Annotated in this window: 10 protein-coding genes; 6 read left to right on the top strand and 4 right to left on the bottom strand. The window is 55.6% G+C overall.

What is annotated here, in order from left to right:
- Window positions 1-9: 9 nt before the first annotated feature.
- Entirely contained in the window at window positions 10-3,096 is a 3,087-nt protein-coding gene (locus THINI_RS25925; RefSeq protein WP_002707404.1) for an Rne/Rng family ribonuclease, read from the bottom strand.
- 540 nt (window positions 3,097-3,636) lie between these two features.
- Here THINI_RS25925 and THINI_RS04185 point away from each other — a divergent pair.
- The 4 genes from THINI_RS04185 to pncC are packed head-to-tail and all read left to right on the top strand — an operon-like array spanning window position 3,637 to window position 6,652.
- Window positions 3,637-4,569 (top strand): RluA family pseudouridine synthase, encoded by a 933-nt coding sequence (locus tag THINI_RS04185; RefSeq protein ID WP_002707405.1) that lies wholly within the window; start codon window positions 3,637-3,639, stop codon window positions 4,567-4,569.
- Window positions 4,566-5,231 (top strand): HAD family hydrolase, encoded by a 666-nt coding sequence (locus THINI_RS04190; protein ID WP_002707406.1) that lies wholly within the window; start codon window positions 4,566-4,568, stop codon window positions 5,229-5,231. The genes THINI_RS04185 and THINI_RS04190 overlap by 4 nt, the downstream gene beginning before the upstream one ends.
- Window positions 5,228-6,172, top strand: coding sequence for a S49 family peptidase (locus THINI_RS04195; RefSeq protein WP_002707407.1), 945 nt, complete (start codon window positions 5,228-5,230; stop codon window positions 6,170-6,172). Before THINI_RS04190 ends, THINI_RS04195 begins: the two co-directional genes overlap by 4 nt.
- 3 nt (window positions 6,173-6,175) lie before the next feature.
- Window positions 6,176-6,652, top strand: a complete 477-nt coding sequence (gene pncC / locus THINI_RS04200; protein ID WP_002707408.1) for a nicotinamide-nucleotide amidase — start codon at window positions 6,176-6,178, stop codon at window positions 6,650-6,652.
- A gap of 15 nt (window positions 6,653-6,667) precedes the next feature.
- Here pncC and THINI_RS04205 read toward each other — a convergent pair whose 3' ends face one another.
- From THINI_RS04205 to THINI_RS04215, 3 genes are all read right to left on the bottom strand, one after another.
- Window positions 6,668-7,162, bottom strand: coding sequence for a hypothetical protein (locus THINI_RS04205; protein ID WP_002707409.1), 495 nt, complete (start codon window positions 7,160-7,162; stop codon window positions 6,668-6,670).
- An 89-nt stretch (window positions 7,163-7,251) separates the two neighbouring features.
- Window positions 7,252-8,622: a leucyl aminopeptidase family protein gene (locus tag THINI_RS04210; protein WP_002707410.1), complete on the bottom strand. Its 1,371-nt coding sequence runs from the start codon at window positions 8,620-8,622 to the stop codon at window positions 7,252-7,254.
- A 13-nt stretch (window positions 8,623-8,635) separates the two neighbouring features.
- Entirely contained in the window at window positions 8,636-10,369 is a 1,734-nt protein-coding gene (locus THINI_RS04215; RefSeq protein WP_002707411.1) for a hypothetical protein, read from the bottom strand.
- 185 nt (window positions 10,370-10,554) lie between these two features.
- On the opposite strand from THINI_RS04215, the gene ndk reads away from it, so the two are divergent.
- On the top strand, window positions 10,555-10,986 hold the full coding sequence (gene ndk, locus THINI_RS04220; RefSeq protein WP_002707412.1) for a nucleoside-diphosphate kinase: 432 nt from the start codon (window positions 10,555-10,557) through the stop codon (window positions 10,984-10,986).
- A gap of 61 nt (window positions 10,987-11,047) precedes the next feature.
- The gene (gene rlmN, locus THINI_RS04225; RefSeq protein WP_040839083.1) at window positions 11,048-12,154 is read left to right on the top strand and encodes a dual-specificity RNA methyltransferase RlmN; all 1,107 of its coding nucleotides are present in this window, start codon (window positions 11,048-11,050) and stop codon (window positions 12,152-12,154) included.
- The last annotated feature ends 4 nt before the right edge of the window (window positions 12,155-12,158 follow it).

Below are 12,158 nucleotides of genomic sequence, written 5' to 3' on the forward strand. Positions count from 1 at the left end.
GCACGACCCTTATTCGGGGTCAACATGCATCCAGGAAGGACGCTTTTTAACAGGGGCAGATGCCGTTTCTTCCGCCGCAAGCGCCGGTTCCGGTTGTTTGGCTTCGGCTGGCGCGAGTTTGGAAACAGGCTCTGCCTCTGCCACTTTCTCCGCTTGTACAGGCTCCGGTTTTGCCGGGCTGTCCGTTTGGGCGGGTTTTGGTTCAGGCAGCTGTTCTTCAGCTTTAGCCAGCTCAGGTTCTGGTTCAGCTGGCTTTTCGGCCTTGACCGGCATGGGCTCTGGTTCAACCGGCTTTTCAGCCTTGACTGGAGCTGGTTTTAGCTCAGCTGGTGCTTTAGTTTCCGGTTTTGTTTCTCCAGAAGCGGGGGCTTCTGTTGGTTGCACCGCTTCAGGTGGCTTGGTTTCAGCTTTGGGAACAGTGGCTGTTTTTCCCGTCGACAAATCAAGAATGAGTGGCTCAAGGTTTTCTGGCTGCGGCGGCTGACCCGTTTCCGTGGCTGCCTGACGGGGTGGACGTTGACGGTTTTGCCCGCCACGCGGGCGGCGGGTGCGGCCACGGCGCTCGCGGGGAACCCGCGAAGGCTGCTCCGAGGCTTCGCCGACATCAGCATCATCTCCAGCTTCATCCGTTTCTGCATCAGCATCAATGCTGGTTATTTCTGGCTGGTTGTCGCCAGTATCGTGCCGATTTTCTACGGATTCAGGGGCACTTTCTGTACGCAGGGTTTCGGAAGCCTCTTCATTAGCATCTGGCTGTGCCGTAAGCTCAGCTGCTTGATGGCGAGGAGAGCGGCGCTGATTTTCCCTGGGTACTTCAGCTGCTTCTGTTTCTGCTGTTTCTACGTCTGGAGAGTTTTCCTCTGCCTGCTGGCGATTGCCGCGCGGGTCACGGCGGGAACGGTCACGGCGGTTTTGCTGCTGGCTATTACCCCGGTTGCCTGATTCCCTGTTGTCACGGGGAGCAGCCAGCGTGATTTCGAGCGGAGTGTTTGAATCTTGCTCACCCGCATTGGCAACGTCTGGTTCAACCGCTGGGGGGCGTACCTGCTTTTGACGGCGACCCTGTTCGTTAGGGGAGCCATTGTCTTCGCGTTCATTACGGTTGCGGTTACGGTTGCGGCGGTCATTATTCCGGTCGTTGTTGCGCTCATGTCGGTTTTCCCGGCCATTGCGGGAACGCTGTTCATCACCCGCAGGTGTCTGTTCAGCAGTTGCGGCGGCATCAGATTTGTCGTTGCCTCTGGAACGGTCGCGCCGCTCGTTACGCTTGTCACGCGGTGAGGGCTGCTCCGTTTTTTTGCGGGCTGGCTGACTAGCTGCTTCCGACTTACTGGCTGCCTCCTCCGCCGCTTTATCCACGCTGGGGTTGCTGCCAAACAGGCTGTTGAAAATACGACGCACCAAACCCGGCCCTTTGACAGGGGCAACAGATACAGCCACTGCCGCTGGTTCGACGGCTTCCCCGTTGCTGCGCAGTGACTGTGGCGCAGGAGAGCTGGGCATCACATTGGTGACAGCAGCTTCTACTGGCATTTGGGTCGGCAGCGCTTCCTGCGGGATGCTGTCTTCCTGGGTTGGTGGCGCTGGAATGAAGTGGTAGCTGTGGCCTTCCACGTCCTCCAGATTATCACTGCGGATACGGCTGATGTCGTAGTGTGGTGTCTCCAGGTAAGGGTTGGGAATGATGGTCAGGTCAACATTGCGGCGTTGCTGGATGTCGTTGATCGCCTGGCGTTTTTCATTCAGCAGGAAGGTGGCGACGGCAACTGGCAACTGGGCGATGACCTTGCCAGTCATTTCTTTCATGGCCTCTTCTTCCACCAAACGCAGGATGGAAAGCGCCAGGGAGTCGGTACTGCGGATATGGCCGTGACCGGTGCAGCGTGGGCAGATGATCTGGCTGGATTCACCCAGTGACGGGCGCAGGCGTTGGCGGGACATTTCCAGCAGGCCGAAGCGGGAAATGCGCCCGACCTGTACGCGCGCGCGGTCGAGTTTCATGGCGTCGCGCAGGCGCTTTTCGACTTCGCGTTGGTGTTTACTGGGAAGCATGTCGATAAAGTCGATGACGACCAGCCCCCCCAGATCGCGCAGACGCAACTGGCGGGCAATTTCGTCGGCAGCTTCCAGATTGGTGTTGAGAGCGGTTTCCTCAATGTCATGCCCCTTGGTGGCGCGGGCGGAGTTGATGTCGATGGAAACCAGCGCTTCGGTATGGTCGATGACGATAGCACCACCGGAAGGGAGGCTGACAGTGCGCTGGAACGCTGTTTCAATCTGGTTTTCGACCTGGAAACGGCTGAATAGCGGTGTGCCGTCGGTGTAATGCTTCAGTTTGCGCAGATTGTGTGGCATCACCGCCTGCATGAAGTCACGCGCCTGCTTGAATACCTTGTCGTTGTCGATGACGATTTCGCCAATATCGCGGCGGAAATAGTCACGCAGGGCGCGGATAATGACGTTGCTTTCCTGATACAGCAGGGTCGGGCCTTTGTGCTGCTGGTAGGCTTGCTGGATGGCTGTCCACAAGGTCTTGAGGTAATCCAGATCCCAGGAAAGCTCTTCAGCATCCCGCTCGATACCGGCGGTGCGCACGATGACGCCCATGCTGTCCGGAATTTCCAGCTCGTTCAGGGTTTGTTTGATTTGCTGGCGATCCTCGCCCTCAATACGACGGGAGACACCACCCGCTTTCGGGTTATTCGGCATCAGCACCAGATAGCGGCCAGCCAAGCTCAGGTAGGTGGTCAGGGCTGCGCCCTTGTTGCCGCGCTCTTCCTTGTCAACCTGCACCAGCACTTCCATGCCTTCGCGGATCACGTCCTTGACGCTTGGGCGGCCTGTGACCTTGGCGTCAGCGCGATAAAATTCCGGCGCAATTTCGCGGAAAGACAGGAAACCATGCCGCTGCGCGCCATAGTTGACGAAGACGGCTTCGAGGCTTGGCTCAACACGGGTTACAACACCCTTGTAGATATTGGCTTTTTTTTGCGCGCGGAAGGGGTGTTCAATGTCGAGGTCGTACAGGCGCTGCCCGTCGACCATGGCGACGCGAATCTCTTCCGGTTGCGTCGCATTGATCAGAATACGTTTCATGTACTACATAAACCTTGTTATGCAGCACCTGTTACCTGTTTGTTTGCAGGTGGGGAGACTATCTTGGTTCGAATAATATCAAATAGTTAAGCTAATCGTACTAACGACTGGCCTGGTTATCTCCACCTTCGTAAAGAATCGTTCGGTTAGCAAGGGTCATGGAAAAAAGCCTTATTTCCCTATAAGGGCGGCACATGAATGTTGTAAACCGCTGGCGCATTCTTGCAACAGACATCAGCAACAAGTCCTGCTGTTAATGTCATACCTGTCTGCCTACTGTTTATTTCGCATGACAGGCATTGGTAGGGGGCAGGGATTGTTACGCTTATCCTGGTTACCCCGGCACAAATTCCCGTCTGGATATGCTTCGCGGAAGAATTTGTGATTGAATCGCTCAGGCATTGGGTCATATCATCGCGTTCGGATTTGATCGAACCCACTGTGTCAGGTTTTCACCCGAAATCTGCCTGCTGCGAATATATCAATTCGGTTAATCAGATTCAATTTGCATTTACAATTAGTTGGTATGTTTTTTCACTTATGGCAGTCGAATACTACACAGTCACCGAAAATGAAGCCGGGCAGCGCATCGACAACTTCCTGATCCGCCACCTCAAGCAGCTTCCCAAAAGCGCCATTTACCGGATTTTGCGTAAAGGCGAAGTACGGGTTGATAAAAAACGGGTTAAACCGGAGAAGAAACTGGAGTTGGGTGAAAGTATCCGTATTCCGCCCATCAAATCGGAAGCGGATGTAATTCCTACAGACAAACCGGTTGAGGCATCACAAGGCTTGCTGGATATGCTGGAGAAAGCCGTGTTGCGTGAAGATGAGCAACTGATTTTCATCAACAAACCCTCCGGCTTGCCAGTACATGGCGGTAGTGGACACAAGTTGGGTTTGATTGAGGCTTTCCGCCAGTTACGCCCCAATCTGCCGTTTGTAGAGCTTGCCCATCGGATTGACCGTGACACCAGTGGCGTGGTGATTCTGGCAAAATCGCGCCAGGCGCTAACTGAACTGCACGATTTGTTCCGCTATGGCCGAATCGACAAGCGCTATCTGGCTCTGGTGGCAGGCAAGTGGACACATGGCCGTCAGCACGTCACCGTGAACTTGGGGAAGGAAGAAGGTAAGCGCCAGAAAGTGCAGGTCACAGACGAAGGTAAAGAGTCCGAAACCATTTTTTCCCCGGTCAAAAACCTGCGCGGCGCGGCTTTGGTCGAGGCGCAAATCCTGACCGGGCGGATGCACCAGATCCGCGTTCAGTTGCAGCACCTGGGGCATCCGATCCTGGGTGATGACCGCTACGGCGATTTTGCCCTCAACCGGCAGTTCCGTGAAAAGGGGTTGAAACGTCTGTTTCTGCATTCCGCCAGCGTCAATCTGGTGCTACATCTGACTGGGCGGCGTTATGTGGTGGAAGCGCCGTTACCCGATGATTTGCAAACCGTGGTGGCTAACCTGCGATGAAACCTTATTCCATACTGATTTTTGACTGGGATGGCACGCTGATGGATTCAGAGGCACACATCACCCAGTGTATGCGTAACGCCATCGCCATCGTGGGGACGGAACCGCGCACGGATGCAGAAATCCGCCACATCATTGGTTTGGGGCTAGAAGAAGCCATCCAGCATCTGTATCCGGACAAGCCCCGCAGCCTGATCCGCGCCATTGCCGACGAATACCGGCAGGAGTTTCTGGTACGCAGCAAGGGTGGCAGCGAACTGTTTGCCGGTGCACGGGAAACGCTTCATGCCTTGAATGCGGAAGGTTACTATCTGGCAATAGCGACCGGCAAATCCCGTCGCGGGCTGGACAAGGTGCTGGACGAAACCGGGCTGGGAGCGCTATTCCCCATTACCCGCTGCGCCGATGAAACCCACTCCAAACCGCATCCCCGGATGCTGGAAGAGATTTTGACAGACTATGACGCCGCAGCGCATGATGCCCTCATGGTTGGTGACAGTGAATACGACCTGCTGATGGCACGGAATATCGGTATGGATTCGCTGGCTGTCAGTTACGGCGTGCACGCGCTGGATCGCCTGTTGCAACATCAGCCGCGCGGCCATGTCGACGACGTTACCCACATTCCCGATTGGTTGACAACACAAAAGGATAAAAAATGAGTCAAGAAGAAACCCAAGCGATCCAGGTACTCAGGGAAGTCGCACTGGAAGGCATCAAGGAACAACGGCGGGCGCGGCGATGGGGAATTTTTTTCAAGCTGTTTTTTGTCGCCTACCTGCTGATTTTGTTGTTCGCCCTGCTTGGCACTGGCGCGTCATCCAGCAAACTGGCGGATGCAGACGAAATTACCGCCGTGGTCGACATCAACGGCGTAATCATGGACGGTGCGGTGGCCAGTGCTGAAATGGTCATCCCGGCACTGCAAGACGCCTTCGAGAACAAAAAAACCAAAGGCGTGATGTTGCGTTGCAATAGCCCCGGTGGCAGCCCAGTTCAATCCGGCATCATCAACGATGAAATCAAGCGTTTGAAAGCCGAACACAAGGATATTCCGGTCTATGCCGTCATTTCTGACTTGTGCGCATCCGGCGGTTACTACATTGTAGCTGCGGCAGACAAGATTTACGCAGACAAGGCCAGCATCGTCGGCTCCATCGGCGTGCGCATGGACAACTTCGGTGCAGTGGGGCTGATGGAAAAGCTGGGGGTAGAACGCCGTCTGTATACCGCTGGCGCGAACAAGGGAATGCTCGACCCCTTCCTGCCTGAAAATACAACCCAGGTAGCGCATGTACAGAAAATGCTGGACACCACCCATCAGCAGTTCATCCAGGTAGTGAAGGAAGGCCGCGGCGAACGCCTGAAGGATAACCCTGACATCTTTTCCGGCCTGTTCTGGACGGGCGAGGATGCGGTCAACCTGGGCCTGATCGATGGCTTGGGCAGTGATGCCTATGTTGCACGTGACCTGATCAAGGCAGAAGAAATGGTCAACTTTACGTCCGAAAAAGACTTGCTGGAGCGCCTGAGCGAACGGGTAGAAACCTCCCTGCACATGATGCTGGGCAACGGCTCGACCCCGCGGGCTGTCCTGCGCTAAGCCATGTGGGATGAACTGATCACACAACTGGCTGACGCCCTGCAAACCAAAGGCTGGATGTTGGCAACCGCAGAATCCTGCACTGGCGGCTGGATTGCCAAGGTCTGCACCGACATGGCGGGCAGTTCCGCCTGGTTTGAACGCGGCTTCGTCACTTACAGCAATGCAGCCAAGCAGGACATGCTGGACGTACAAGCCGTGACATTGGCGAACAATGGAGCAGTCAGCGAAGCGGTAACAGCAGAAATGGCGGCTGGCGCACTGTCGCATTCCCGTGCACAAGTCGCCGTATCGGTCAGCGGCATTGCCGGCCCCGGTGGAGGAACCCCAACAAAGCCGGTCGGCACAGTCTGTTTCGGCTGGGCTATGGAAAACGGCACGACACGCACTGAAACCTGCCACTTTGACGGAGATCGGGAAGCTGTGCGCCAGCAGTCAGTGGAGCACGCCTTGCGCATCCTGCTCCAGATGACCCGGTGACGCCCAAGCATGGATCTAACGGACGGGTAACGCCACCACCATCCTGAACTCAATGCGCTCACCCCCACCACCCCTGAGCCAGAAATTCTGCACGGCGATTTGCTGTTCCTGCGTTGTCACAAATTGCATCGTATAGCCAGGCGCAATATCCGGAATGCTGAGTTGCGCGGGATCAGGGCTTGTTCCCCACACCACTGCGTTATCACCCAGGTTCATGATATACGCAGTAGCGGGCGGAACATCCAGCTGATTACCCACTATCAGGGCATCCAGTTTCTCTTGCATGGCAGGGGCGTCAGCAATCTGGCCAAAGCGCCCACTGGCGGCATCGTATTCCAGATGCCCCAGCAAGTCGTACAGCAACTCACCCTGCACCTCAGGGTTGGCCACTGCCTTGTAGGGAAACACCAGCAAGGAAGCCGCCAAAAAGGCAAGCATCAAGCCTGCCAACGCAACACCCAGGGCAACACTGCGGGCGCTGACATGACGAGACAAAAAACGTCGAGGCATGTATCCAACCTTATCCAACACTCAATGCCAAGGAGTATAGTCCAGAATAAAGAATATGAATGCCACCTGAATCTAATTGATCAAAATTTTTATGCTGCGGGATAAACCGACTCAAGATACGCATAGACAGCAAACAAACCCATAGCCTCACCACCAACCGGTCGCCCTGCCCGTTCGCGGCTATTCCACGCCATGATGTCGAAATGCGCCCAATCAACCTCTTTGGGTATAAACTCGTTCAGGAACAGCGCCGCTGTGATAGCGCCACCGTAGCTGCCGCCGCTATTGGTGAAATCCGCATGGTTGCTTTTCAGCTGCTCGAAATACGGCTGGTGCAGCGGCAGGTTCCAGATCAGTTCACCAGACGCTGCCGACGCCGCCTGAAGCTTGGCCGTCAATTCACGATTATTGCTGAAAAAGACCGGGATTTCCGTACCCAATGCTACCCGCGCCGCGCCAGTCAGGGTGGCGAAATCCAGCAGCAGTTGCGGTTTCTGCGCCACGGCATCGGTTAGGGCATCACACAGCACCAGCCGACCTTCGGCATCGGTGTTATCCACTTCCACTTGCTTGCCCGCGCGGGTGGCGAGGATGTCGCCAGGGCGAAAGGCATCCCCACCGATAGCATTATCCGCCGCCGGGATCAGCACCCGTAAATGCACCGGCAGTTGCAATTGCATGATCAGCCGTGCCAGCCCCAGCACATGCGCCGCCCCACCCATGTCTTTTTTCATCAGGCGCATGTATTGGGAAGGCTTGATGTCCAGCCCTCCGGTATCGAAGCAGATGCCCTTACCTACCAGCGTCACCGCGGGGTGGTCAGGGTTCCCCCAGCGCAATTTCAGCAGGCGCGGGGCATGGCTGCTGGCACGCCCTACCGCATGGATGGCGGGATAGTTTTCCCGTAACAGATCTTCCCCAACCACTTCGCTGAAATCAGCCCCGAAAGCTTTCGCCAGTTGCCCCGTTGCTGCCGACAAGTGTTCCGGCATCATGTGGTTGGCGGGCTGATTGATCAGATCCCTCACCAATGCAACCGCCTGGATGAAAGCTCTCGCCCTGTCCTGCTGTTCCGGCATGTACAGGACTGGCCTGGGTTTGTTGTCTGGCTTGGTGAAGTTTTCAAACCGGTAGTAGCCCAATCCCCAGCCTAGGCTGGCAAGCAAACGGTCGGATTCCGGCCAGTCACATTCCAGATGGTAGTGCCCGCCCGGCAACTTACCCGGCAGACCCGCAATCGCCCAGCGCAGGCTATCCGCTTCGTCGTAGCCTGCCAGCACCTTGCTGATGCCGCCTTGCACATCCGGCAGCAGGCAAACCTGCCCCGGTTTGGCGCTGAAAGCGTGCAGTTTCGCCCAGTGCTGGCTGGCTTCCGGCAGGGAGGCCGCGAAGCCCCCCCACCCTGCCTGCGTCAGGGGATGCAAGGCAATGGAATTGGCTGGTTTTTCCTGTGTAAACATGCTTTCCCCTGCCTTAGTGACGGCAATCTTGCCACCAGCACGGCGTGCTGCTGATGAAGTCCAGCAGTGCCTGATACTTCGGAGCCTGGCTGGCTGGCTGGGTGATATATTCTTTCACGCCCCAAGGCCCGTGCTTGCTGAACACGCGCGGTGCGGTGTAATGCATCAGCAGTGCGCCACCTTCCGCTTTCCAACCATTCAGGAAACGGTCGTAGATGCCGCGCATCCGTGGGTCACGGTTGGCGGCATATAGCAGCGGGTTGGGGAACTCATCATCGGTTTTGGTATGGAAATCCGCCAGACCCTGACCGGCTTCATACGCCACCAGTTGCACGCCGTATTTATCGGTAATCGCCTTTTGGGTGCGGATATAACCCATCACCTTGTCATGTGAATAGCGGTACACCGGGTTGGTGATCAAGCCCAGCGCGTCATCCACATTCTTGATGGTGCGCACTTCGGCATGGCCACCGAACACATACGGACCAATGGCGAATGCGTCAGCATGTTTGTAGGCATCCTTGTGGCTAAGCACGGTTTCGGTCAGCTCGGTATTGATAGTCCAGCCAGACAGGATGCGCACCAGGCGCTGCGAGCCACCAAACACACTTTCCCAAATATTGAAGATTTCTACTGCACGCTGTGAGTAGTAACGGTAGCCCGCGCGTTTGGCGTTGGAATCCAACCCCAACTTCATCCCCATGTCGATCATGTGGTTACCCTGGGTGAAAATGGTGTTCCAGGTTTCGTTGCTGTATTCGATATGCGGCTTGAGGTTGCTGTTCAGATGTTGTTTGACGTAAGTGGCATACTGGCGCACGTAGTCGTCATCCGCCCCATGCGGGAGAGTAAACCATGGGTCGGCATTCATACGGTTGGCCAGTTCGACCTGGATTTCCAGTGGCGCGCCGCGCGTGCCCTCCTTGCCGCCCCAGGTCGCTTTGTCCAGCGTGTTGCGGCCAGACCAGCTGCGGTCGGTGCTGCGGGTGACGCCGCTCATGTTCATGAAACGGATGGCACGGAAATCTTTCATGAAATTCATGAAATCCGGGTTGAAAATAATGCTGCCCGCATGTTCCACGAAGGATTGGTAATTGCCGCTACAATCCGAAGCGGAAGCCACGCGCTGGAATGGGTTACTGGCGCAAACCCCGCCCGGTGGCAGGATACGGATATTGCGGACGTAATCCTGTGGGTTACTACGGGTGATCAGCAGCGACGCATTCAACATGCCATCCGCGCCCGCATCGATCTTGATGGTGTCATAGCCCTTGCCATGCTCTTGCAGGCTGGCATCATTCAGGTACTGGATGTCGCCTTCGCCATCATATAACACAGTATACGTCCCAGCAGGAATGACCGCAGCAGGTAGGTTGGAAAGGAAGCGGGTTCCCGCTTGCCCACCGTTCAGGTTGGCGGGCCAGCCGTTAGCATCATAGCTAACGTTGCCCTTGGTCAACCACGGCGCTGCTTCGGCAAATGGCATGGCGGCACGCATCAGGTCGATGAACGGCATACTGGCGTCACTTTCGTTCACTTCATTGGTGTTGGTACCAATGGGCGAAGCGGAATTTCCCCGGGAAAATGCGCCTTTGGAGGCGGACATCACCGCGCTGGAAGACGCCCTGAAAGCAGTGGCGGATGAATCGGAACCTGATGAGGTTTTGCCTGGAGTGGAACCGCAGCCGGTAGCACCCAGCAGCAAAATACTTCCAACTACCGCCATTCGGGTTAGTTTGGCCAGCATAGTCATAAAATCCTTTGTGCAAAATTCTTGTGAGTCATATTTCCGGATGGAAGTCTAGCATGAGGTTGGCACTTCTGCGACGAATATGCTTTTTTCACAACCGCCTAATCTGTTTGCCTGCATGGTGCACACCCATTACAATTGCGCCCTTGTTACAGATTAAACATTCTACTGGAGTACCAACCGTGGCTATCGAGCAAACCATTTCCATCATCAAACCTGACGCCGTTGCCAAAAACGTTATCGGCCAGATCTACAGCCGTTTTGAAAACGCTGGCCTGAAAATCGTTGCTGCCAAAATGCTGCACCTGAGCCAGGAAAAGGCAGAAGGCTTCTATGCTGTACATAAGGAACGCCCTTTCTTCGCTGATCTGGTTGCTTTCATGACCTCTGGCCCGGTGATGGTACAGGTGCTGGAAGGCGAAAACGCTGTTGCCAAAAACCGTGAACTGATGGGCGCCACCAACCCCAAGCAAGCTGATGCAGGCACTATCCGCGCTGATTTCGCCGAATCCATTGATGAAAATGCGGTTCATGGCTCTGACAGCCTGGAAAATGCGAAAATCGAAATTGCCTACTTCTTCGGCGAAGAAGGTCTGTGCCCACGCACCCGTTAATCTGATCTGCCTCTTTGCCCTCACCCCTTACGGGGGAGGGTTGGGAGGGGGGAATAAAAAATTGTCCGACACTGTTAACAAAGTCAACTTACTGGATTTCAGCCATGAAGGCATGAAAGCGTATTTCACTTCTATCGGTGAAAAACCTTTCCGCGCCACCCAACTCATCAAATGGCTGCACCAGATGAATGTTGGCAGTGTTGACCAGATGACCAATATCAGCAAGCCGCTGCGCCAGTTCCTGACGGAAAATACCGTCATCCGCGCACCGCAGATTATCATGGATCAGCACTCCGCCGATGGCACCCACAAATGGTTGCTGAGATTGGACGACGGCAACGCCATCGAAACCGTATTCATCCCCGAAGACGACCGTGGGACCCTGTGCGTTTCCTCGCAGGTTGGCTGTGCGCTGGATTGCACCTTCTGTTCAACCGCCCGGCAAGGTTTCAACCGCAACCTGACGACGGCAGAAATCATCGGCCAGTTGTGGGTAGCCAAACGCACCCTACAAGCCGACCCCGGGGGGGCGCGCGTGATCAGCAACGTGGTCATGATGGGCATGGGTGAACCACTGCTAAATTTCGACAACGTGGCCAATGCCCTGATGCTGATGATGGATGACAACGCTTACGGGTTGAGCAAGCGCCGTGTCACCCTCAGTACTTCCGGCGTGCTGCCAGCCCTGGCGCGCCTGGCCGACACCATGGATGTATCACTGGCCGTATCCCTGCACGCGCCCAACAATGAAGTGCGCAACCAGTTAGTGCCACTGAACCGCAAATACCCCATCCAGGAACTGATGGCGGTCTGTCGCCAGTTTCTTGCCAAGAAAACCACCGAGCGCAATCATATTACCTGGGAATATGTCATGCTGGAGGGCATCAATGATAAAGATGAACATGCCCACCAGTTGGTGAAACTCTTGAAGGGCATCCCATCCAAAATCAACCTGATCCCTTTCAACCCGTTCCCGGAAACCCGTTACAAACGCTCCAGTAACAACCGGATACACCGTTTTCGTGATATTCTGGCGGCGGCGGGGTACACTGTCATCACAAGAAAAACGCGGGGAGAAGATATTGATGCGGCATGCGGCCAACTGGCCGGGCAGGTCAATGACAAAAGCCGCCGGGAAATCCACTTCGCCCGCATTGAACAAGGGTAATAAT

The organism is Thiothrix nivea DSM 5205 (genome assembly GCF_000260135.1).
Taxonomy (GTDB): Bacteria; Pseudomonadota; Gammaproteobacteria; order Thiotrichales; family Thiotrichaceae; genus Thiothrix; species Thiothrix nivea.